General features: G+C 38.6%; 27 protein-coding genes. 10 read left to right on the top strand and 17 right to left on the bottom strand.

Annotated features, from left to right (window positions below; translation table 11 throughout):
* Positions 1–26: 26 nt before the first annotated feature.
* Positions 27–374, bottom strand: coding sequence for a response regulator (locus tag SHI21_RS04695; RefSeq protein WP_323575039.1), 348 nt, complete (start codon positions 372–374; stop codon positions 27–29).
* A 28-nt stretch (positions 375–402) separates the two neighbouring features.
* Between SHI21_RS04695 and SHI21_RS04690 the strand changes: the two genes are divergently transcribed.
* Positions 403–690, top strand: a complete 288-nt coding sequence (locus SHI21_RS04690; protein ID WP_323575038.1) for a hypothetical protein — start codon at positions 403–405, stop codon at positions 688–690.
* Entirely contained in the window at positions 691–1,347 is a 657-nt protein-coding gene (locus SHI21_RS04685; RefSeq protein WP_323575037.1) for a M24 family metallopeptidase, read from the top strand.
* Here the strand turns inward: SHI21_RS04685 and SHI21_RS04680 are convergent.
* The 3 genes from SHI21_RS04680 to SHI21_RS04670 are packed head-to-tail and all read right to left on the bottom strand — an operon-like array spanning position 1,340 to position 3,909.
* Entirely contained in the window at positions 1,340–2,026 is a 687-nt protein-coding gene (locus SHI21_RS04680) for a class I SAM-dependent methyltransferase (RefSeq protein WP_323575036.1), read from the bottom strand. The genes SHI21_RS04685 and SHI21_RS04680 overlap by 8 nt on opposite strands.
* Positions 2,027–2,035: 9 nt before the next feature.
* A complete protein-coding gene (locus tag SHI21_RS04675; RefSeq protein ID WP_323575035.1) occupies positions 2,036–3,565 on the bottom strand; it encodes a hypothetical protein in 1,530 nt (509 codons plus the stop codon).
* The gene (locus SHI21_RS04670; RefSeq protein WP_323575034.1) at positions 3,562–3,909 is read right to left on the bottom strand and encodes a hypothetical protein; all 348 of its coding nucleotides are present in this window, start codon (positions 3,907–3,909) and stop codon (positions 3,562–3,564) included. Before SHI21_RS04670 ends, SHI21_RS04675 begins: the two co-directional genes overlap by 4 nt.
* Before the next feature lie 213 nt (positions 3,910–4,122).
* On the opposite strand from SHI21_RS04670, the gene SHI21_RS04665 reads away from it, so the two are divergent.
* Positions 4,123–4,932 (top strand): polysaccharide deacetylase family protein, encoded by an 810-nt coding sequence (locus tag SHI21_RS04665; RefSeq protein ID WP_323575033.1) that lies wholly within the window; start codon positions 4,123–4,125, stop codon positions 4,930–4,932.
* 42 nt (positions 4,933–4,974) lie between these two features.
* Here SHI21_RS04665 and SHI21_RS04660 read toward each other — a convergent pair whose 3' ends face one another.
* Genes SHI21_RS04660 through SHI21_RS04650 form a run of 3 tightly spaced genes read right to left on the bottom strand, consistent with a single transcriptional unit; the run spans position 4,975 to position 8,001 of the window.
* The gene (locus SHI21_RS04660) at positions 4,975–5,397 is read right to left on the bottom strand and encodes a hypothetical protein (RefSeq protein WP_323575032.1); all 423 of its coding nucleotides are present in this window, start codon (positions 5,395–5,397) and stop codon (positions 4,975–4,977) included.
* Positions 5,397–7,214 carry a hypothetical protein gene (locus SHI21_RS04655; protein ID WP_323575031.1) on the bottom strand — a complete coding sequence of 606 codons (1,818 nt, stop codon included), beginning with the start codon at positions 7,212–7,214 and terminating at the stop codon, positions 5,397–5,399. Before SHI21_RS04655 ends, SHI21_RS04660 begins: the two co-directional genes overlap by 1 nt.
* Positions 7,201–8,001 carry a TIGR02147 family protein gene (locus SHI21_RS04650; RefSeq protein ID WP_323575030.1) on the bottom strand — a complete coding sequence of 267 codons (801 nt, stop codon included), beginning with the start codon at positions 7,999–8,001 and terminating at the stop codon, positions 7,201–7,203. Before SHI21_RS04650 ends, SHI21_RS04655 begins: the two co-directional genes overlap by 14 nt.
* Positions 8,002–8,296: 295 nt before the next feature.
* On the opposite strand from SHI21_RS04650, the gene SHI21_RS04645 reads away from it, so the two are divergent.
* From SHI21_RS04645 to SHI21_RS04615, 7 genes are all read left to right on the top strand, one after another.
* A complete protein-coding gene (locus SHI21_RS04645) occupies positions 8,297–8,809 on the top strand; it encodes a hypothetical protein (RefSeq protein WP_323575029.1) in 513 nt (170 codons plus the stop codon).
* Positions 8,810–9,165: 356 nt separating this feature from the next.
* Positions 9,166–9,543, top strand: a complete 378-nt coding sequence (locus SHI21_RS04640) for a hypothetical protein (RefSeq protein WP_323575028.1) — start codon at positions 9,166–9,168, stop codon at positions 9,541–9,543.
* A gap of 185 nt (positions 9,544–9,728) precedes the next feature.
* Entirely contained in the window at positions 9,729–10,418 is a 690-nt protein-coding gene (locus SHI21_RS04635; RefSeq protein ID WP_323575026.1) for a L,D-transpeptidase, read from the top strand.
* Positions 10,419–10,565: 147 nt separating this feature from the next.
* Positions 10,566–10,838, top strand: a complete 273-nt coding sequence (locus SHI21_RS04630) for a hypothetical protein (RefSeq protein ID WP_323575025.1) — start codon at positions 10,566–10,568, stop codon at positions 10,836–10,838.
* 205 nt (positions 10,839–11,043) lie between these two features.
* Positions 11,044–11,643 (top strand): hypothetical protein, encoded by a 600-nt coding sequence (locus tag SHI21_RS04625; protein ID WP_323575024.1) that lies wholly within the window; start codon positions 11,044–11,046, stop codon positions 11,641–11,643.
* A gap of 22 nt (positions 11,644–11,665) precedes the next feature.
* On the top strand, positions 11,666–12,238 hold the full coding sequence (locus tag SHI21_RS04620) for a hypothetical protein (protein ID WP_323575023.1): 573 nt from the start codon (positions 11,666–11,668) through the stop codon (positions 12,236–12,238).
* A 67-nt stretch (positions 12,239–12,305) separates the two neighbouring features.
* A complete protein-coding gene (locus SHI21_RS04615; protein WP_323575021.1) occupies positions 12,306–12,914 on the top strand; it encodes a hypothetical protein in 609 nt (202 codons plus the stop codon).
* 32 nt (positions 12,915–12,946) lie between these two features.
* On the opposite strand, the gene SHI21_RS04610 is transcribed toward SHI21_RS04615, so the two are convergent.
* From SHI21_RS04610 to lpxD, 10 genes are all read right to left on the bottom strand, one after another.
* Entirely contained in the window at positions 12,947–13,360 is a 414-nt protein-coding gene (locus SHI21_RS04610) for a hypothetical protein (protein ID WP_323575020.1), read from the bottom strand.
* Positions 13,361–13,538: 178 nt separating this feature from the next.
* Entirely contained in the window at positions 13,539–15,254 is a 1,716-nt protein-coding gene (locus SHI21_RS04605) for a 30S ribosomal protein S1 (protein WP_323575019.1), read from the bottom strand.
* Positions 15,255–15,376: 122 nt separating this feature from the next.
* Positions 15,377–16,543, bottom strand: a complete 1,167-nt coding sequence (locus SHI21_RS04600; RefSeq protein ID WP_323575018.1) for a glycosyltransferase — start codon at positions 16,541–16,543, stop codon at positions 15,377–15,379.
* Positions 16,544–17,662 (bottom strand): DUF3108 domain-containing protein, encoded by a 1,119-nt coding sequence (locus SHI21_RS04595; RefSeq protein ID WP_323575017.1) that lies wholly within the window; start codon positions 17,660–17,662, stop codon positions 16,544–16,546.
* Positions 17,663–17,671: 9 nt separating this feature from the next.
* Positions 17,672–18,742, bottom strand: a complete 1,071-nt coding sequence (gene lpxK / locus SHI21_RS04590; protein ID WP_323575016.1) for a tetraacyldisaccharide 4'-kinase — start codon at positions 18,740–18,742, stop codon at positions 17,672–17,674.
* Entirely contained in the window at positions 18,714–19,865 is a 1,152-nt protein-coding gene (gene lpxB / locus SHI21_RS04585; RefSeq protein ID WP_323575015.1) for a lipid-A-disaccharide synthase, read from the bottom strand. The genes lpxK and lpxB overlap by 29 nt, the downstream gene beginning before the upstream one ends.
* Positions 19,865–20,815, bottom strand: a complete 951-nt coding sequence (locus SHI21_RS04580) for a Gfo/Idh/MocA family protein (RefSeq protein ID WP_323575014.1) — start codon at positions 20,813–20,815, stop codon at positions 19,865–19,867. The genes lpxB and SHI21_RS04580 overlap by 1 nt, the downstream gene beginning before the upstream one ends.
* Positions 20,816–20,823: 8 nt before the next feature.
* Positions 20,824–21,615: an acyl-ACP--UDP-N-acetylglucosamine O-acyltransferase gene (lpxA, locus tag SHI21_RS04575; protein WP_323575013.1), complete on the bottom strand. Its 792-nt coding sequence runs from the start codon at positions 21,613–21,615 to the stop codon at positions 20,824–20,826.
* 99 nt (positions 21,616–21,714) lie between these two features.
* Positions 21,715–22,206 carry a 3-hydroxyacyl-ACP dehydratase FabZ family protein gene (locus SHI21_RS04570; RefSeq protein WP_323575012.1) on the bottom strand — a complete coding sequence of 164 codons (492 nt, stop codon included), beginning with the start codon at positions 22,204–22,206 and terminating at the stop codon, positions 21,715–21,717.
* 10 nt (positions 22,207–22,216) lie between these two features.
* Positions 22,217–23,251 carry a UDP-3-O-(3-hydroxymyristoyl)glucosamine N-acyltransferase gene (gene lpxD, locus SHI21_RS04565; RefSeq protein ID WP_323575011.1) on the bottom strand — a complete coding sequence of 345 codons (1,035 nt, stop codon included), beginning with the start codon at positions 23,249–23,251 and terminating at the stop codon, positions 22,217–22,219.
* Positions 23,252–23,323: the final 72 nt, after the last annotated feature.

Genomic DNA, 23,323 nt, shown 5'->3' with positions numbered 1-23,323 from the left:
AGGACAAAAATTGCTCTAAAACAATTTTAGTCAATTAAAGAAAGAACCCTTTCTGCCAGATTATGGGCAACAATGGGCTTTGGGATGAATCCAGACACGATTTTGTTCATCGAATTCTCTGAACTTGGTGCTCCGGTCATGATTAATTTGGCATGAGTCGCATATGAATAAAGCTTTTCTAGGGCCTCAGGTCCGCTAGCCTGGGCCGTGTCTAAATCAAAAATGATCAGTTCTGGTTTCAGATCATCGATCAAATAAAAGTTCTCCGCCAAGGTTTCAACAGTATAGACTTCTGCCTTTTTAGCTCGCAGGGCCAATTCCATCATTGAACGCAAAAACTTTTCTTTTTCGATATAAAAAACTCTCTTTACCATGGGAGCATTCTCTTGTTAGTCTTGGTAAATGTCAAACAACCAAGTACGAGTTATAGATTCTATTTCAGGCACTGTCCTATTCGAAACATCTATTGAAAAGATGGCCGATGCTTATGCCTTTGCCACACAAATGGAAGAAGCAGGATTAGATATTGAAATCAAGGCCCCTGGTCTTGCCGAAACTCTTATCAAGTCTCTTGGTGCTGACGAAACAGAAATTAATCAATATAAGCAAAGTTTGCAAGACGAAATTGATGAGCATGACGACTCAGATTACGGCTGTGGCATCTGTGCTCCTCCATCTACAGAAAAATAAATGACTACACATCCAGACGAGAACCTTGGTGAGCAATTTAATTTAGAAGATTATTTGCGTGCTCAGGAAAAAACCAGACAAGTGGTTTTAGCTTTTTCTAAAATGCTTAAACCTGGCATCAATGAAGTTGAAGCAAAAGCATTGCTTGAAAAAACTCTTGATGAATCTGGACTGGAAAAACGCTGGCATCCCAGCAAAATGAGAATCGGACCTAATACGACAAAAAATTTCCGCGATGATTCTGTCCCTCACGTACTAACTGAAAACGATATTTTCTTTGTTGATATCGGGCCGGTTTATTGCAATCACGAAGGTGATTACGGCGAGACATTTACACTGGGATCTGATCCGCGTTTAAAAAAATTAGCTGAAGCTTCTAAAACAATTTTCAACTCTACTCTTAAAGTCTGGAAAGAAAAAAAGCTTACAGGTATTGAGCTTTATGAATACGCTGATCTTGAAGCACAAAAATTAAATCTAAAACTCAACAGTAATATGTATGGCCACAGGATGGGAGACTTTCCTCATGCCGTTCATTCCAGAGCAAAACTCGGGGCCCTGGACTTCACTCCAACTCCACAATTATGGATTTTAGAAATTCATGTGATTGATGAAGAATTGGGAATGGGTTCTTTTTTCGAAGATCTACTTATTTAGAAAATTCAAAAAGATAAATTTCGCGGTCGATATTTTTTGGTGTCAGGTGCGCCGGGACTTTTTGTGTCGTGAATTTCTCAGGGTAACCCAACTTTTGCATAGCTGAAATAAACTTTTGAACATAGGCCCGTCCAGGATCGGAAAGAAGAATTTTTCCACCTGGTTTTAAAAAAGCGATTAAGGCCTCTGCCACCTGATCAGCATGCTGACTTTCATAGAGAATGTCGGAGCCAATAACCAGATCAAACAATCCTAGAGACGTCTTTGTGCGTTCAATTTCATTTCTCCAGTTCATGACTTGATACTCGAAATTGATTTTATTTTTTTCCTGATTTTCTTGTAAGAATAAAGGGACGTCGGCATGAAAGTCTGTCGCAATGACATTTCCACCAAAGCGAGTGGCGATAAAGCTCGGTAGAGCTAGTCCACAGCCGATTTCAAGGATTTTTTTCCCTTCGCACATCTCACGAGTGAGAAACTGACTAAGACCGATCCCTGCTTCCCACATCACTCCAAAATAAGGGCAGTGCTCTTCGGCCAGAGATTGATCCTGATCCTCTTCACCGAAGTGTTCACAAAGGATATCGATGCTTTCATCCAAGTCGCGGATGGTTGTCATTTCTAAATTTAGAACTGACATATTTTTTGTTAGGTATTTATAACCGAAAGTACTTTTCATTATTCTTCGCTATTGTTCTTCTTCACTTTGCTCTACGCCACTAAATGATCCACCACCATTATAGCCACCAAGTCCTGCACCTAAACCAGTCCCACTGCTTCCTGGCATTCCTACACCTAATGCTTGAGGATTGATAGTCATGACATTATCCCAATTGGTAGTCGAACACATTGGCGCACGTGGGTTGGTCTGAATATCATGCCATTCTGGAGAAACACAGGCCATGGTTTTTAGCGAGCCTTCGAGCTTTTTTATATCTTCTAAAAGCTCTGAATTTCCGCTAATCTTTGGTAAGACATCAAATATCGCGTCTAAATTATCTATAATTTCTTTGCGACTTTTATTTTTAATATTCTCTTCAGTCAAAGGCCAGATTCTTCCTACTCCAAAATCTACAAGGACAGCATTGATTTCATCAGCTTCTTTTTTTAATGCTCTAATCGCATTGATTTTCACCTGATGGTAAAAAAGAAGACCGTAGAGCATATCTGCTGTGTATTGGGCCTGCCCCGCCTCAAGGCAATGAGCATTCTGTCTTAGAAAACTATAAAGTTCTCTTAAAGGTGTACCATGAGTTTCAACTGGAATAGGTGTTATCCCCTCCATGTAACCAGCAATGTCTTCTTCTTTTTCTTTATATTGAGCAATTGATTTCTCACAGGCTTCAGGATTAAAAACATTCAACCCACCTGAACTTTTACTGTAGAAGAAACGTTTATCTCCAACACTCTCTCCACACTTATTAGAATCTATATAAATAGCAGAGTTCACTTCTTTAAGAGTTGGAATTAAAACTTTCAAACGCTTTTCTAACATTTTTTGATCAGCATCTGCAGTCAGATCTTTCACTTTCATCAAAAGGTCTTTCAAATACTTTAATCCTGCCGGACGATCTGAAGCAGAGGCACTGGCATCAGATCCTGCAATCATCTTTAATCCTGGAAGATTCTTTTTCCAGCTTAAAATGGTTGATGGATTGGCCGAATAACAAGCAAGCATAACCAGCGAGCTGACAGACTTCCCTTCATCAGGTAAATCTTTAAAGGTCGTTTGAATTGCATCTCTTTGAGTTGTCCCGTAAACACCAAAAATAGTTTTCCCATTACTGTGTCCTGAGATCACGAGGCTTTCAACATTGCGGCCCTCTTCACTATTTAATTTCTTCAGTGTCTCTTTCATGACTGGAATCGAAAACTTTACGGCCTTCTCCTCAAGCTCACTCATCACTTCATCTTTTTTCTTACGGACTTCGGCACAACCTTTTTTGGTCGGAGTCTTATCACATGTAAGTGCTTTATATCTATTTTCATAAAAAGACTTATCGTTCGTCAGTTTATAAATCGCCGCTGTCTGCTCTGGGTAAATAACAAGTTTTTGACCTTTATCACAGGCCGCTTTCTGTGCTTCTTCTATTTCTTTATTTCCACCATTTAAATCAACGAAAAAGATAACATCTTTCGAAGTAATTTTTTTATTACAAGCAGCGTAGCTCGAAGTGCTTAACATTAAGAAAAAAAAGAGAACAAATATTTTTTTCATTTTTTCACTAATCCCATAAGTAAGATCAATTTCTCTTTGGGGATTTTAGGGTATTTTTCCTGTAGATCACTTAAGCTTGAATGTTTTGCACTAATCCAAAGTAAATCTCTATCTAACTCATCTTCAGATTTGTCAGAAACAATCCCAGCTTTTAGAAAGTCGCTATTTCTTCTTTCGATACTTGGAAAATCTTTTGATCTATGTGGTTTTTCGACTTGATGTGGGCCCAGCTTTGAAGCATCAACAGTGTTATCGAGAATAATCACTTTATAAGGAGACTTCTCTCCGGCCACAACCGGCATTACAAGTAGTGCGTTTAAAAATAGTAATATAACGAGCTTCATACTGCCTCTCACCTTTAGGAAGATCTATTCCCACTTTTCGGAGGTAAATCCCGATTTCTTTAATTTAGCCTAGTTAAATAGTACCCACCTAAGACACTCCAATATCAAACCTCTTAAAGATCTCTTAACCCATGAAAATTTTTCAAGAAACCCCCTAATTTTTTTGAAAGGAGTATAAAGCGCCATGTTCAAACACTTACAAAGGACTCAAATATGAAGACTACTTTAATGGCAGCGCTATTACTTATGTCGGCCAATTCATTTGCTGATTTTTCGCAAACTAATTTAGGTCAGGACAATGGAACGGAAGACAAAGCTTTCAACCAAAGAAACCAAGAAAGACTTCACACTGGTACAAGTGAAATCATCCTAACTTTCGATGATGGACCAACTCCAGGTGTAACTGAAAAAGTTCTAGATACATTAAAAGAATACGGAGCAAAAGCGACGTTCTTCGTTATCGCTGAAAAAGCAAAAGCTGCTCCGGCACTTATGCAAAGAATCCTTGATGAAGGTCACATTGTTGGTAACCACTCTCTTACTCACAAAGCTTTAAACGATGGAAACATCACTTTCTTAAATTGGAAAAAGTTAGTAAGAACTGAAGTTTTAGGAGCTCACGAAATCCTTGGTCCTTACATGGCAAACGGACAACACTTCTACTACCGTGCACCGGAAGGAGCATGGGATAGTAAGTTTGCTGATCTTTTAAACAAAGATTCAATCGGACAACAATACATTGGACCAATCCTTTGGGATATCGGTGGTGAGTTAAGAATGAATGCTAATGGTGCTTTCGTTGAAGCCGCAGACTGGGCATGTTGGTCAAAGAAAATTACTGTTGATGACTGTCTATCTGGATACCTTTACGAAGCTCGCGCTAAAAAAGGTGGAGTTGTGTTAATGCACGATCTTCGTCACCAATCAGCTGAGATGCTTGCGAAGTTTATTCCAGCTCTTCAGAAAAATGGTTTCTCATTCAAGACTTTGGATGATGTAGACTGGGCAGCTAGAAAGAAATAATTTTTGAAATAGAAAGGCCCTCGTAAGAGGGCCTTTTTTATTTTAAGGGTCAACTGCGTTTGAGCAATCAGGATCTGCTGGATCAAAAGGTGGAACTGGTGGCACTGATGGAGCGACACATACCGAGTTCACACATGAAGAAGGTGTTTCGACAGCAGGGCATCTCAGGATGCAACCAACTTTTCCATTTGGCATTGTTCCCGTCTTAACTAGCTTGCAAGTCTCAACGTAGTAAGGTTTGCAGAATTCAGTTGTAACACAACTCTCTCCGGGCACCTTGTTGCATTTCTGCCCATTAGATCCATGCTCACTACATTGTTTCTTATTATTGCAGCATAAACTTGCGCACTGGTAGTCACTCTGGCAACTATCGCCAACATCTGCATTCCCAAATATTTCTTCAAGGCCTGCAAAGGCCGTTGTCATAAAAAAGCATGTTACTAAAATTAAAAATAGTTTTTTCATTATAGCTCTGCTCCTTTTGGAATGCATCCAATTCGCTTATCACTAGTATGATAAGATGGAATTCCATTCGGTTTGTTTCCGTTAAGTGAATCAATATCTCGAATGGTAAATAATTTTCTACCTCCAGATGTCATTGGGTCTAGTGCTTGGCTTAACGGCCAGTAGTAATAAATTGTTCTGTTATGTTTTGCTTCCTCTGTAACTTTAACCTTAAGTCCGTTTAAAACATAAAATCCGTATTTATTAATAACACTTTCTCGCACTAACATTGTTCCATACAACGTTTTATAATTGATTCCATCCAAAATGTACTCGCCTTCTTTCTCTGCTACATACAAAGCTTCTGTATCAGACATATATTCTCCTAAGAGATTCATCAGCGGTAAGTTACCTGTATAGGCATCAGACGTCGGGCAAAATGCATTAGATGATTCACCAATACTAAAAGGAATCATCATATACCCAAGAATAGTATTTACTTGCTTTGGACTACTCGCAAAAGAAATAGATCTGAATAGATTTATATTCGTTTCAATTCCATATTCAGATGATAATCTATCTTGTATCTCTTTATCGATATTTAGTTGCCCGCCATTTGCTGAACTTGCACCAAAACGTCTATCATTCTTATCCCATAAATTGACATGTCCTTTTACATTTTCCAAACGCTCATAAAACGGACTGTCATTACCTGGATTTAATTGATCATCATGACATAAAACTGATGCCGGGCCATTAGATGGAGGCATTGGTAATGGATCTTCCAGATTTGGGTAGTAATAAAATAATCTGATAAAAGAATCCCTAATGATATCTCCATTTGAATTGGTCTTTCCACCAAAGAATAAACATGTGTATTGATTCACTTTTGAAACATTTAAAGCTCCACCTGGCATTGTCGGTTTAGAATTTACTCTTGTAATTTGAAATTCTTTTGTCTGTGCTTCATTTCCAGTTTTCGTTTCAGCTAATTTTAATATCCAAGTTCTATTTTTACTAAGAGCTGAGATATTTGCTGAAAAAGAATTATTTTTTGAATTTATAACCACCGGTAAACTAACTTCATCTTCTCCATCATTTGCGACTAATGAACATTGTGGAGTTGTTTCATCTTGTGAGAGTTGAACTACACACCACTTATAAAGACTTCCGAGTTTAGGATGGTTAATTGTTTTCTCACCAAGAATTGTGTTTACATATAAAATAGCTTGCTCATTCTTAGGCTTAGTTGCGCAAAAAGCATCGCAGTTATTAATGATATCTGACTTCCCATTTCTACAAGAACAAAAATTAGAATCAATTGAGATATCATGATTTGGTCTTTGTGCGTCCGCTGCTGGTCTTCTCATGAAGGCTACTGCAAACTTATCTGCATCGTCTTCTTTAAATCCCCAAATATGAGCAGCTTCATGAACTAATCTTTTTTGAACTTCTAAAGAAGCATCTTCAAGCTCCGTATCAGTTTTGCCCATAAAGGCTTCAAAGTATGGTTTCAAAACAATAACAGTCGGAGGATTTACAATGTAGTCCATCGCAAGTTTTCTACCGCCACGGTATCTATTCTTCTTGGATAACTTATCCAGGTCTTCATATCCAAGAGTGTCTTGTAATATTGCTCTCCACTCCGGATGATTTACCAAATCAGGCAGCTCAGACACTCTGATTTTTTCTTCCAATGCTTCAGTGGCCATTTTTAAAATATTTACCGACTGCTTATAAGCAAATCCACCATTCCCAACATCATCTCCGCCTCTGGCAAAAGACTTCGTACTCATCACGACAACCATTATGATCATCAAGCTCTTAATTAAGTTCATTCATATCTCCATTTACAGATTTACTTAAAGGTATAAGGTGCACACCAAGGTTATAAACTCGCGTCTTTTCCCCAGTGCTTAAAAATTCCGACATCTTCATTCTAAATTTCTTAATTTCTAATTTCGCTTCGGCCAGTCGATCTTCATTAATCGCAATCGTAATAGACGTGATATCTCTTTCGAGTACATCATCTTTTTCCAACGACTCAATCGACTTCTCTAAAATCTGCTTTTGAAAATGCCTTATCCCCGCTGAAGCAATATCTGTCGTTGTCGATAAATGCGTAGCGGTCCTATAGAGCTTTCCATTTTCATCACGGTCTAAAATCTCCAGACGCAGGAGTCTTTCAATCGCCATCTTTGCTTCCAGTTCTGTAATCGAAAGCATTTTTGAAATCCACTTTGAGTCTTCTTTAAACGACTCAATGTAGAGCAGCTGAGTAATACCGTAGTGGTACCACTCCTTCATGGCATTAAAGCAATCAATGCTTAATTCCTTCTGCACTTTTTCTTCTTCAGTTTTTTCCTCTGATGAAGAACTCAAAAAGAAAGAATAAAGTGTGTCGCGCTCGACTGGCCCCAGAACAAGTGCATCAGCAATTCTCGTGGCAAGATTGAAAGTGAGTTTTCTTTTGCCAGAGAGAATTCTTGATAACACCGCCGGACTCACATCAACCATTCGAGCAAATGCACGAAGAGAAAATTGCGGATTCTTTTTAATCTTTTCAGCGATGAGATTTTCTAACCAAAGCTGGGAATGATTATTTTCGGTAGTGTTTGTTTCCATGAAATTCATTATCGCGCTTTCTAAAAAATATCATAGGGGCTTGGCAACAATCTGTTACCTAATGGCAACATCCGACAAATTGAATCAGGTTACACTCGAAGATATTTAACAAAAAAACTTCGTTTACCTTATAATTGAGTCATTAACTATTCAGGAGCATTTTATTAAAGCGACTATCACTCTCCTCGCACTCTTATTTTCTTCTCAAGTAACTTGGGCAGAAACAGAAACAAAAACACCTGCGACTGTAGAAACTTCAACGACATCAACTACAGCTACAAGCCAAACTAACCGTATGGAAGGAAATTATAAATACCAATTCAATGCTGGTTTAGCTGGTGTTGAATACGTAGGAATTGGAGCGGCCACTGTTGGATTAGGTTATTTTTTAAGTCCCAAGAGTATGCTCTCGCTTAAGTACGCTAACCAGAACGGAACTAATGGTGATGAGGCCACTAAAATGCGCTCACTCACTTTAGGTTACAGATATTTTCCCGGTAATAGCTTCAACATCATGCCGACTGTTTATTACAGAAGAAGTAATTCAGTACATTATAAAACTGCTTTTTTTACAGGAGCAGCTGAGAGATCAACTTTAATATATGAAGACGTGGGTGTTGGATTTCGAATTGGAAACGAATGGCAATGGGATCACTTTACTCTTGGTACAGACTGGTTCGGTATCAATGCAAAAGTTATTCAACTCAACAAAGAAAAACACAATGGCAGCGGCGATTTTGACTTGTTCAGTATCGAAGAAGACGTAACGATAACGATGCTTAGTTTTTACATCGGTTACACTTTCTAAAAATCTACAACATTCTGTGCGCAGTTCAAAATGCGCACAGCTTTAAGGAGCCTCTTATAAAAACGACATTCATCACTCTCCTGGTCCTGCTTTTTACTCTGCCAGTTGTTTCTGCCCAAACCATTGCACCACAAATCAATTCTTTCTCTACCAACACTGAAGCTCCTGATAAAAATAAAAAATCAGAAGAAAAAATAATTGAAGTCCGTGATGGATCAAGCCAGAGCAATAGAAGAAATCTGAAATATCAATTAACAGTTCCATTTATTGGAATCGAATACATTAAATATCCCATTACTATTTCTGCGGGATATTTTATTCATCCAGACGGACTCCTACTTCTTCGTTACACAAATTTGAATAGTAGTGATGAGTATGGTGCTTACAAAATGCGAGCTGTGACTATTGGGTATAGACGCTTTTTAGGAAACAGCTTCAACATCATGCCAACGATTTACTACAGAAGAAACACGGGCGACTTTTATCAAGAAGGACAGTTTAGTAATGTCGTAGGATCCAATAATCTTGTCTATGAAGATGTCGGAACAGGTATTCGTATAGGTAATGAATGGCAGTGGGAAAACTTCACAATGGGTTGCGACTGGTTTGGATTAAATCTCACTTCGGCCAAAATTAATTTCCAAGAAAAAAGTCTCGGGCCTATTGAAACTCACGCTCCAATGAAAGCTCTCACTATGACGTTACTAAGTTTTTATTTAGGTTATTCATTCTAATTATTATGCTCTGTGCGCAATCAAGTATGCGCACAGAGTCGCTAGAAATATTCCGTTAGACAATAACGAGATGCGAACTAGTTTCTATGACTTACTATGACTTCACTAAATTCCTTTAAAAATTAAATGATGCAATACCGTGACTGCGATGTTACATCCCCTCCAAACCAACAAGGGGATACTAATTGAAAACTCTATTACCAATCATTTTCGCATTCGCAGTATCTGCAAGTGTAGCTTTCTCACAAGACGAAGGAATCGTTTCTAACGGAAGACCCGTTGATGTTGACGTGACTTTCAACCAAAGCACATTCGAGTCTCAACCATGGACTAAAGAATTCCGTTACGTGATCGTTGTTAACAAGGCGAACACTGGATCAGAAGCTCAAACAGTAAAAGTTTATGAGTACGGACAATTAATCAGAACTGAAAAAGTATCAACAGGTCGCGACGCTTTCGAAAGAAAAGGTGAACACCACTCTAAGAGAGATTCATGGACTGTAACACCAACTGGATATTACACTCCGGTTACATTAACTAGACTTCATAAGTCTTCTGCTTACGGTGGAAAATTCTCATGGCTTACTGGTGGAACTAAAATGCCATTCGCTATCTTCTTCAATGGTGGAATCGCGTTGCACGAAAGACCAGGTGGAACTGAAGGACAACTTGGAACTAAAGCTTCAGGTGGATGTATTCGTCTTCCAGCTGGATTTGCTGAAGAACTTTTCAACCGTGTACTTGAAACTTCTGGAGCTAAAAACCCAAGATTCAATGTTAACGGAACTGCAAAGTTAGATGAATCAGGAAACCAAATGTATGCACAAAACCCAGGGTACGGAACTCTAGTTGTTGTTCAAAACAAAGTTCTTTAATTAGCTAATTAGTCTTTTATAAACCCTCTCATTCATCGTGAGAGGGTTCTTTAACTCTCTGCTATTTCTACCTTTTCAAGATTTTTCACCATTTCCACATTTCTTCAATATTTCACTCCTACACTCTCTTTATCGGAGGGTACGAAGATGATTAAAAAACTACCAATGTTATTCCTATTGAGCTTATCGATATCGTTTGCAATTGCAGCTGATCAACAACGAGGGCATGGCCATCGTGGGCCTCAGTTAACCGACGCTCAGAAGACTTGTCTCGAAGGCAAGCTTGGTGCTCGTGATGGTGGAAACAGGCCTTCTAGAGAGGCCATGGAAGCTGCTATGAGTGCTTGTGGTGTAGAGAAACCTAAAGGACCTCCTCCTGGGGAAAGACCTGTGGATCAACAAGAAGCTACTGACCAATAATTGAGAAAGGAAGCTTGTGAATACTAGTCTTCTTCCTTGTTGTTTGATTAGGGTTGAATAATAAGACTAAGGGCCTTTCTCCTTCTCGAGAAAGGCCCTTTTTATTCCTGCAACTATTCAAAATATCTACAATCCATAAATAAAATTAATTAAATACCTGACTAAACCGATAAGCTTTGGAGTTTTAAGCTTCTTAGGAGAAGTCATGAAAGTAACATTGCTTACGTTGTCTCTATTATTTAGTTTTCAGAATACATTTGCGGCCACAGATACTGCCGGCCAGTTCAGATTCACAGAAAAAGAATGTCATGAATTAGCAAATGAGCTTTCAGATGAAGCATTTGAGAATGAAAAGAAATTAGATTCAATGAAGAAGTTTGAACGCTTCAGTGCCGAGACTGTGAAGTATCTTGATGCTGCAAAAATTAGTTTCTCAAAAGATCTTAATCAACTTTGCGATAAGAAAAAAGATGCTGTGACTTTTGATGATCTTTATAAAGAAGAAAGTAGCTGTAAAGAAACATGTAAAGAAAGCCTTAGTGTAATCAAAACTCCCCTACTCAAAATTGTTGAAGATTTAAACAGAACAAAAGAAAAATCTGAAGCTGTCTGTTTATCTATATGTGAGAAAGATCACGACAAAATGAATGCTATGAAAAAAGGACTGGCGATGGCGATGAAATCGAAAGCAAGTCCTGATTGCACAGGTGTTGTTGTCGATTCGGGAAGAAACAATCTAAAACCGATTATCATTGATCTTGATAAAATCAATACTAAAACTGCAAAACAAGTTTCTGGAAAATAAGAACAAGCATAAGGAGAGAAATATGAAAGTAACCTTACTCGCGCTAGTAGTAATATTTTCCACATCAATCTTTGCCGATACCAAAATGACTCATAAGGATTGCCGAGATCTTGCCGTATCCACAGGTGTTACACCTTTTTTAAAGGAAAATAACATTGAATTATTTAAAGTGCATGAACTTGATAAAGGATCAGACTCTTCAAAATATTTCGCTGGTGTTATGAATGGTCTTCTCGGAAATCTAACTGAATTATGCAAAAAAAATGAAAATACTTTCACGATTGAAGAATTTACGAGAAAGCATTTTGCCGCATGTACTTCTTTATGTAGTGATGGCGTATCAACATTTAATGGAAAACAAGCTAAGAAGAAAGATGCTTTAGATGTATGCAATAGTCTTTGCAAGAAGGGCTTTGATCAACTCCAGACTCTACAACAAGGTGCTCGCATGGGAAAAGCAGCTAATGAAAAATCAGCTCAAGATTGCTCTGGTGCTATCTCAGACCAAAGCAGAAGCCATTTTAAAGCTCTTGAACGTGACCTTGAACTTGGTGGTATTACTCACAAAGCAGCAATTAAGACGATTGGAAAATAAGCAACAACAACACTATTAACAAAAGCTATTTGGAAAATAAGCAAAGTTGTCTCAACAATGGGGTTTTATGAAATATGCATTTATAATACTAGCACTATCTGTATTTACTCAGGTAGCACACACAGCAGAACTCAATGAATACCTCCGCGCCGGACAGGTAAAGATGTCTGCAAAAGACTGTGAGGAATTAGGAGTTAAGGTTTCAATCGTTGCCTTCTCTTCAGATTACAATCCTTCCTTCATGATGCTAGATCTTAACAATAAAAAGGCAGTGGATTTTTTTGATACGACCAGAAAGCAGATTCATGAAAAAATAACTGCCTATTGTAAAGACGATAAAAGTTTAAAAACTATTGATGATTTTCAAGAGCAATTTCATGCAAGCTGTGCACCTGCCTGTGACGATAATCTTGAAAAGATTTATAAAGATTCGGTTTGGGGTGCAAGCAAAGAAAAAAAGAATGCAGATATCACTTGTATGTCACTCTGTAATCAAACATCAAGAGGTTTAGAGCTTCTAAAAACAGGCGCTAGATATGCAGGTAAGCAATCATCAGCTGCTGCAGACTGTAATGGTGTCGTTGCAAATAAAGGCAGGAATATTGATGTTAAAACGTTTAGCATTGAGGATAACAAGAATCAAAGGATCAAGAACGCAACAGATGCCGAAAGATAAGTAAAAAAAGGCCCTCGCAAAGAGGGCCTTTTTTAATCTAATAAAATTGATACAGGGCTTTCATCACAATCTCTATTCATAACAAAATCCATCTGTCTTAAAATTTTTGCATGCTCATAATATTGATCTAGTGCCGATTGAGCATTTCCAGGCGAATTAGAGTAATTTGATAAATTACAATTTTCTGCAACATCATTAAAAAGCTCATAAGATTTTTTATATGTATTTGCTGCAGCTAAAATACCCATCCTAGCTTCTTGCCCCTTTGAACAATAAAGGGCGCTGCCTTGACGTGCTCTTTTCATTGAAATTATTTTACTTTCAGAGGAACTAGAATACTCATCTGCTTTGTCATATGCCTTCATTCCCTCTTCTGAGTCGAGTCTGCAACTTGCAAAAGAAGCAGCTGAATAAACTAAAATAAAAAAACTTATTAAAATTTTCATCTTTTCACCTTGTGTGCATTTTTCAATATTATTGAATAATACGCCAAAAAATGTGGCGATGAGAGCTTATGTAAAATGTACAAATTAGACTGTCTAAAAATTAGACAAAAAAAAGGCCCTCTTACGAGGGCCTTCCTTTATATAACTACGAGTGGGTTAAACCTTTCGCTATAAAATACTAAAGATCTTTTTTGAATTTATCAGCAAGAGTTGCAGATTTTACTTTATCAGTCGACTTGTACTCACCACCGTGAGCTGCAGCTTTAATTGATAGAGCAATTTTCTTCGCTTCTTTATCAACTGAAATAACCATAGCTTTAGGTTTATCACCTTTCTTGATTACGTCAGATGGCTTTTCTACTCTTTCGTCAGAAAGTTCAGAAATGTGGATTAGACCTTCGATACCAGTTTCTAGTTCTACGAATGCTCCGAAGTCCGTTACACGAACAACTTCTGCTTCAACAACTGTTCCAACTGGGAATCTTGATTCAATCTTCTTCCATGGATCTTCCTCTAGTTGTTTAAGACCTAGAGAGAATTTTTGGTTTTCTTTATCAACAGCTAGAACCATAGCTTCTACAGCTTGTCCTTCTTTGAATTCGTCAGCTACGTTGATGTTTTTCTTAGTCCAAGAAACGTCAGAAACGTGGATTAATGCATCCATGTCTTCACCTAAATCAACGAATACACCGAAGTCTACGATTGATTTAACTTTTCCTTTAACTTTGTCACCAACTTTGAACTTAGCAACTAGAGCATCCCATGGGTTTGCTTGAAGTTGTTTTAGACCAAGAGAGATTCTCTTGTTTTCAACATCTACGTCTAGTACTTGAGCTTCAATTCTGTCACCAGCATTGAAGTGCTTAGTTGGGTTCTTAATTTTGTTTGTCCATGACATTTCTGATACGTGGATTAATCCTTCGATACCATCGTCAAGTTCAATGAATACACCGTAGTCTTTTACAGACACGATTTCACCAGCAACTTTAGTTCCTGGGATGTATTTTGACTTAGCTTCTTCCCATGGATTAGCTTGAACTTGTTTTAGACCAAGAGATACTCTCTCTTTATCTGTATCAAATTTAAGAATCTTAACTTCGATTTCGTCACCGATGTTTAGGATGTTGCTTGGATGTTTAACTCTTCCCCATGACATATCTGTAATGTGAAGAAGACCGTCGATACCACCAAGGTCAATGAATGCACCGTAGTCAGTAATGTTTTTAACGATCCCTTTAACAACCATTCCTTCTTCAATTTGAGAAAGAATTTCACCGCGCATTTTTCCACGCTCTTCAGCAAGGATTGCACGACGAGAAAGAACAATGTTCCCACGTTTTTTGTTGAACTTAATAACTTTGAATTCCATTGTTTTACCAATGTACTTATCAAGGTATCTTGTTGGACGGATGTCAATTTGCGATCCTGGAAGGAAAGCTTTAACTCCGATATCCACAGAAAGACCACCCTTAACTTTTGCGATAACTGTACCAGTTAATGGTTCACCTGATTCGCAAGCTAGAGAGATTCTATCCCATGCTTTTAGGATTTCAGCCTTATCCTTAGAAAGGATTAGGTTACCCATGTTTGATTCTAGTTTTTCTAAGTAAACTTCAATTTGGTCACCTTTTTTAATTTTAAGTGATCCATCGTAGTTTTGGAATTCCTTCACTGATACAAGACCTTCTTGCTTGTAACCAATGTCTACTGTTACGTAGTCTTGACCGATGTTGATGATTGTTCCCATGAACACTTCACCTTCTTCAAAATTCTTAGAAATCGAACTGTCCAGTAGCGCGCTAAAATCCGTTGCAACTTTAGTTTCTACGTCTTCACCAATGACGACGTCGTAACCTTTCATCCAACTTTGTTTTAGTTCTTGTTTTTGAGCCATAATATACCTCGAGAGATTTTTTTACCTTTTAAAAAAAGGCCCCAGCTTCTACCTTAAAAAAGAGTTACTAGATTTGAGAGGCAAATATACAAGGAATACACGGCGTTGTCGAGGGGGCGGGTCTATTTCTTCCTGAAAAGACGAACTCTTCTTTGGACTGACTTCGAATAGAGGTTCATTAGTTGTGTTTTGTAGCTCTTATGCGAGTGCTCTCTCTCAATAAAATACTTATAGAGTCTTGTTTTCTCTTTATAGATGGCCTGACCGAGGATGATTTTCTCCCACTTGTCGCGAAGTTCACGTGCGTCAAAAAGCTTATAGGTCTCACCTACTCCTTCATATTCTTCCAGTAAATCTTTGCTACAGAAGTTGCGAGCAAGGATCGCCGGCACTTCATGGACAAGGGCGCTGATGGCAAAGTCTTCAATCAATTCATCCGGAGCATTACTGATCCAAAGATCAAGGTGTGAAATAACTCCGATAATATCCTGAGTGGTGACAAACAGAACGTCTTCCTGAAGATCTTGCTCCTGAATGTTTCTCATTAAATTTGGAAGCCAGCTCATGCTTTGGAAATCAACTGGAGTGATTAAAACCAGCTTACTCTTTTTTCCGCCAGGATTTTTTTCGTTGATAACTTTCAAGGCCGATAAAACCGGGATCAATCTTTTGTGATCATTTAATCCTGGAGAAACATAAGTTCCAGTTAGGAAATAATCCTTATATAAATCAAAATTGATAGCGATCTGAAGTGGATTTACCGCATCTTCATACTTAATCCCAAGGCCGAAGTACTCTACTTTCTTCAATGGTAAACCTAAATTTCCAAGAGCATCTTGCAATAAGTTTTTATTGGCGATGATCAAAGAATCGATTCTCGAAATCAGAGGTCTATACCAAAAACGTTGCAATGGCTTATCGATTGGTGAGTCTTGTGTGAGTACAAGTGCAGTTATATTTTGTCTCTTAAGCTGGATGCTCAAAGAGAATAATAAATTGAAATTGTAGCAGTGAACGATATCAATATGAGCTTTTTTAAAAGCTGGCCTTAGTGATAAATGCTTATGGAAATTAAAAAAACGATTTAAGAAATGGGGTCTGTACGGGATAACTTCGATTTCAAAGCTTCTTGCCATTCTTGCCGCAAAAGAGTCTTCGTACGTGCAGATATAAATGTTATAGCCGTGTTTTTTGGCCTGAGCGATATCCCTAAAAGCAAAACGCTCTTTTGTGTTCCATCCTTTACTTGGCAGGACGTAGAGAATATTTCTGGCGTACTTGTTACCCAATTATTGAACCTTAATCCCAGGTTTATATTCGACCACTTCTCCGTAAAGAGATCCCAGTTTAATTTTGGCCTGGAATTTTAGCAGCCTTCTTTCAGGGTCTGTTCCGTACCAGAAGTTAATGTCCCCGCTCTTTTTAAGAACGCCTGGGAAGTTTGTTTCTGCTTTGATCTTGATTGCCTGAGTGTCCTTACCGTTAACAGTTGTCGATTCTTCACCCATAACTTCGACTTTTAGAATCCAGAATTTACCGCGAGTGATAACCGGTAGTTCATATTTATCGCCTTTAATAAGCGGGAGACCTCTGACGAATTGAAGAGCTGAGAAAGAATCCTGAGCAAGACTTGGGATCATTGCTTCACCTTTTTCGTCTTTATTTGATCCTTCTTTAACTCGTTTGTACCAGTTGTAAGTCATCATCTTTTTGAAATCAAAAAGCTGAAGGTCATCAACATTTTGTTTTTTCTCTCTTTGAACCAGAGAGTATTTCATTGGAAGGAAAGTCTCTTTTTCTACGTAACTATCAAGCTTGTCATCAAGCCAGTAGAAGTATCTGTATGAATCACTTGATTTGAAACGTGCATAATAATGGAAGGCCTGTTTTCCATTTAACGCCACAACTTCTTTAGACATGATTGTAATGTATCCTGCTGTCACACCTAAGTAAGTCACGGCCATGATTGATTGTTCGCCCTGGTAGAAAACCGGATTGAACTTTGCCCACGCTTCTTTTGATTTAGCATCGTATGCTTTGTACTCTTCAGGGTAGCCTGCTGGAAGAGCTAGAACTTTTGCGATACTTACCTTAGGAGCGTCTGCCGCTTTAGCTACTGGTGCAGCTGGAGCCTTTGTCGCGACTTCAGTTTTTGTTTCTTTTACAACTTTTGTTTTTTCTTTCTTTGATTTTTTAGCTGCGGCAGCTGCAACTTTTGCTTCTTCAGCTTTTGCTGCTTCATCTGCTTTATAAATTTCTTCTTGTTGTTTTTCAGCATCAAATTGATTTACCAGATCTGTGCTTTCTGGTTTTGATAATAAGACAGACTTTTCTTCTTCGTAGTTTGTTGCACACGATGCAAGGGCAAGCGTGAAAGCTAGAAGTAAAATTGATTTATAATTTTTCATCTTAATATCCTAATAAAGATTCTGGAAGCAAGAGTCGATAACTTTAGTGGCCGCTGCTTCTCCGCTTAAAAAGCGTACATCAACTTCCAGAAAAACGATCGCATCGTCTTCAACAATTTTTTTAATTCTCACCATATCTTTTTCTGTTGTAACTAAAAGAGCGTCTTCGCTTTTAGCATAAGATAGTAAAGCGTTGATTTCATCCGGCTTAAAATAATGGTGGTCTGGGAAAGATTCAGTGACGATAACTTCCGCTCCCAACTCTTCCAGTAATTTAAAGAATGATTTTGGATTAGCTACTCCGGCAACCAGGATAACTTTTTTACCTCTGATTTGCTCAACAGTTAAAACTAAATCGTTAGCTGCATTATAAAATCCGTTGGGCTTAAATCCCATTTCTGCAAACTCAACTCCCAGTGGAAGATGTGGCTGAAGAAATTTTTTAAGCTCACTGACTTTTTCTTTTGAAACAACGTCTGCTCTACCGATGACTACCAGGTCGGCGTCTTTTAAGGCCTGGAAGCCTTCTCTCATATAACCCAATGGTGCCACTCTATAACGTGACATAGGCATTGAAGCGTCGAAGAGGACGATGTTGAGTTTACGTTTGATCTTGATGTGCTGGTGACCATCGTCCAGGAGTACAACGTCAGGCTCTACTTTTGGAAAATAGAATCCTAAGTTTTCACTGCGATTTTTTCCAACCACAATCGTGGCGTCTTGAAGGCGTCTGGCAAATAACAGAGCTTCATCGCCGTAATCAACTGGATCCGGAGTCATTAATTTTCCAGAGTTGATAAGACCTGAAGAGTTTTCAAGTTTACCTTTGTACCCTCTCATGAGGATCATCACTCTTTTATTTTTTTTGTGAAGGTATTCAGCAAGCCACAAAGTAAAAGGAGTTTTACCAGTGCCTCCGAAAGTTAAATTTCCGATTGAGATGATGGGAACCTGAAATGATCTTTGTCTGAAAATTCCGTAGTCATAACAGGCACGACGAAGAAAATAGACAAGCTCCCATGCCCACGACAGTGGTGAAAAAAAGATTCTTTTAAGTAGAGGTATCTGCTTTTTTTCCATAAGATTTTTCTATTACATCTGCCATGTATTTTGGTATCGAAAGCGCTTCACCACGAACCAATGTTTTTGTTTCTTTAAGCTTCTTTTTCAACTCAAGATAGTCAGGTTTATTATAATACCAAAACCTTAAATACGACACGATATTGTGAGCGCTCACTTGATCCTGAAGTAACTCAGGAAAGACCGAGCGATTTTGTACAATGTTGGCAAGACTGATGAACCATCTGTAGCTGACCAGTACTTCATAAATAAATTGGTTTAGAAGTGATGTTTTATAACAAACAACTGTTGGTACTTCGTATAGGCCGCATGTCAATGTCACAGTTCCACTTGCAGCAAGAGCGAAGTCTGCTTTCTTAAGTGCTGTTGTCAGGTTTTCATTGGTGTATTCGTACTTAATAAATGAATCGTATGGTGCATAGAGCGCATCTGGAACTGAATTCGATTTAACAATCGAGACTTCCACCGGCATCATTTTTCTTAGTTCAACTACTGACTCAATAAAAATCGGTAGGAGTTTTTCCACTTCAAACTTACGTGAGCCTGGAAGAAGTAAAAGTTGCAGCGGAGACTGAATCTCAACCGGTTTATTTAAACTCTCCAGATCATTTTTATAAGTTGTCCATAAAGGGTGATCGATGCTGATTACGTTTTTAACACCTCTGTCATGAAACCACTTTTTTTCAAAAGGAATAATCGTGAAGAGTGTGTTTACTGAAGCTGCTAGTTTTTTAACTCTGTACTCTTTCCATGCCCATGCTTGAGGGGCCACGTAATAAAGAACTTCCACGCCGATTGCTTTAAGCTTTCCAGCGAGTTTTAAATTGAATGATTGATAGTCGACCAGGATGGCCGTTTTGCAGCCACGTCTTTGGACTTCAGCAACGATATGATTCATTGCTTTGATATAAAAAGGAATTTTTGTAATAACTTCACTGTAACCCCATGATGAAAAATCATTCACATGGTACAGAAGTTCTAATCCTTCTTTTTTTAAATCATCTCCACCGACACCGAAGAATTCAGTGTCAGGTGTGAATGATTTTAGTTCACTAAAAAAGCTAATAGCATGCTCTTCGCCTGATTTTTCGCCTGCGATAACCAAGCATGACTTCTTAACCATTATAACATTACCTCGCGCCCACTATTTACACTTTCTAAAACCTGATCGATTAAACGAACAGCAGTTAATCCGTCTTCTAATGTTACAACTGGTGCAGTCTTGTTGATGATCGAGTTGTAGAAGTTTTTATGCTCAAGAAGTAAATGGTCACGTTTTTCATAAGACTCAAGCTTAACAAACTCAGGCCCTGGGTGTGATCCAAGTGCTTCTGAAATTTCATTTCTCATCAGGTCGACTAAAAGTGTTCCTGCTTTGTTTGAAATTTCCAGCTCTCTTACTTCCTTCGTCTGGTTTCTACCTACAGTGATTGTAGCGCGGTTACCTGACTCGAATTTGAAGTTTGCTGTTACATAATCGTAGCGGCTTGTTCTCATCTTAAAACCTTGAGCATCAACGCTGATTGGCTTCTCATTGAAGAGATAAACCAGAAGGTCTAGGTCATGAATCATTAAATCCTGAACAACGTCTACGTCAGTTGCACGGCCTTTAAACGGTGCCACTCGCTTTAGCGTAATGTGAGAAGGCGCTTCAAAAAATTGAGCGTATGTCTCTTTCTGCTCCCACGCTTGGTGGAAACGTTCCGAGTGACCAACTTGAAGAACAACTGGATTTGCTTTTAGTAACTCTTTTAAGTTTAAAGCTTGGGCCGTTGTTTCAGTGACTGGTTTTTCACAGAAGACATGTTTTTTATTTTTTAGAAGATACTCAACGATGTCGTAGTGAAATGAAGTCGGAGTGACAACAAATCCAGCGTCGATATCGTTAATACACTTTGAAATATCGTCGACAATTGTCGCATTCGGGTGAGCTTTTTTTGCAGCTTCCTGCCCTGCCGGGAATTTTTCTACGATATATTTTAGTTCTGCCAACTCAGGAAAACTCTCCGCTTTTTGAGCGTGCCATTTTCCTAAGTGACCATATCCAATAACTGCTACTTTAATTTTATTCACGTTAATACCTATGGATTAAAAGGTGCAATTCCGATTTCTGTTTTTCTAATCTGGTCTGCCATTTCAATAACAACTCTGTTGTCTTTATATTCTGCCATCAGTTCAGCGTTCTCAACGAATGAGCGCGGTGAAATGTTAGCTGTTTCCATTGTTCTAAGGAAATCTACAACTTCAGAAATTTCTTGTTTGCTGTAACCTTGGCGTTTCATACCAATGATGTTGATCCCTTTTAAGTAAGCACGGTTCCCCATTGCTGTACAAAAAGATGGGATGTCGCGGTCAAGAGCTGAAGCTCCACCGATGTATGATCCACGTCCAAGACTTACGAATTGTTGGATCTGGCTTCCACCACCGATGATTACGCGGTCACCGATTTTTACGTGTCCTGCAAAGTTCGTTGAGTTAGCAACTGTACAGTTGTTTCCGATAACAACATCGTGACCAATATGAACGTAGGCCATGAATAAGCTGTTATCGCCGATTTTTGTTTCTAAGTTTTCTTTAAGTGTTCCACGGTGAACTGAGCAGTACTCTCTAAAAGTATTGTTGTTACCGATGATCGTTTTTGTTGGCTCACCTTTGTAAGAGTTATCTTGAGGTGGAGCTCCGATAGAACAACCTTGGAAGAATTTATTGTTCTCACCAATTGTTGTGTGACCATCTACCACGATGTGTGAGTGAAGAACTGTTCCCGGGCCGATTTCAACATTCGGGCCGACGATACAAAAAGGTCCGATCTGAACCGTTTCGTGAATTTTTGCATTTTTATCTACTAGTGCCGTTGGGTGAACATTACTCATATGAGACTTCCTTGTTTGTGGAACTCTAATTAAAGAGTTCGCCTTTTCTATTTTTCATTGCGGAATAAAAATGCTCCACTGGAGCATTTTTTCCACAAACTAAGTCATTTTCAACGAAGCAAGAACCGTCGCTTCGCTCATTAAAACATCATTGTGATACAGTTTACATTCACTTGTAATCATCGGGCCTCTTACTTTAAGAGTCTTAGTTACAATCTTTAATTCCATCTCTGGGAAAATGGGTTTTCTGAAGCGAGCTTCATTGATTCCCAATAGAGCAACGTCCATTTTCATGCTGAATGGATCTTGGTTTAAAAGAAGAACGATAAAGCTTGTTGCTTGAGCCATCATCTCAACTTGAACAACTCCCGGAAGAATTGGGTAGTCAGGAAAATGTCCTGCAAAAATATTGTGATCTTTTTTCGTTGTATAGTGAGCGACAACTTCCATGTTTTGAAGTTCTTTGATGTCGTATACTTTTCCTTTTTCAATTTCTTGTCCCGGAATTGATACTGATTCAACTGAATCAATAAAAAGAAACGGGTCACGGTGAGGAAGAATTTTTTTAACTTGTTCTGTGTTCAGTAACATTTCAATACTCCTAATCTTTCTTATCTTTTGCGAGCGACTGTCTTCTGACGTATGCCACTCCTTTAAACCATTCTTTAATATCGCGTGCAGGAAATCCTCCGACAACAGCTCCATCTTCAATTGCCCCAGTGACTCCAGATCCTCCAGCGATTTGCACCCCTTTACCGATCTTCATTCCATTAGCAACCATTGCAGCTCCGCCTAGAACTGTATAGTCACCAATCACAGTGCTTCCACCGATACCTACCTGGCCGCAAAGAACAACGCCTGTTCCAAGTTTACAATTGTGTCCAACTTGAACCTGGTTATCAATCTTCGATCCATTGCCGATGTATGTTGGAGAAAATGTTCCGCCGTCGATACAAGTACCGCCACCGATTTCAACATCATTGCCGATCACTACACTTCCAACGTGCCACACTTTATGGTGAACGCCTTTAGAGAAGTTGTATCCGAATCCGTCAGCACCGATCACGCAATTAGCATGGATGCGAACATTGCTTCCTATTTTTACATTTCTATAGATAGTTGTATTGGGGAAAAGTTCCGTCCCTTCATCAATCATTGCTCCAGACATGATGGTGACACCATGATGGATTTTAACGTTAGCATTGATGGTTACGCGCTCACCGATGAATACGCCTTGAGCGATCCATGCACTTGGGTGAACTGTTGCCGTTCCCATCTGACGGCCATCGACCATGTCATTTGGGTTGCCGATTTTTTCATCGTAAAAAGGTTTTGATAAGAACGACATCGCAAGATTTACATCTTGAACGGCCCCAACCCATAACGCTTTTTGTGATGTTGCTTCGGTTTGCTCCGGAGTCATCGTCTCTTGGAATTTTTTATCAAGAATAATTCCCAAATGATCAGCAAAGGCGCTTTGCAGGTATTCATTTAAAAAGAATTTATTTTTAATAAAAAGGATATGATGAGGTAAAAATTCACTGGTATCAGTGATTCCTTCAACACTTAAAGTCTGGTCACTATCAGTGATCAGTTGAAAACTTGGATCGAAATTTTTTAGGCTTCCTAGTTTCATTAGGTTCCCCTTACATAGTTAAGGGACCCGCCAAGCTTTAACACTTTAACGGATCCCTTCACTTTAGATATT

Origin of the sequence: Bacteriovorax sp. PP10 (assembly GCF_035013165.1) — a bacterium.
Lineage (GTDB): Bacteria > Bdellovibrionota > Bacteriovoracia > Bacteriovoracales > Bacteriovoracaceae > Bacteriovorax > Bacteriovorax antarcticus.
The sequence above is the reverse complement of the archived record's forward strand: the minus strand, read 5'-3'. Positions and strand labels throughout refer to the sequence as shown.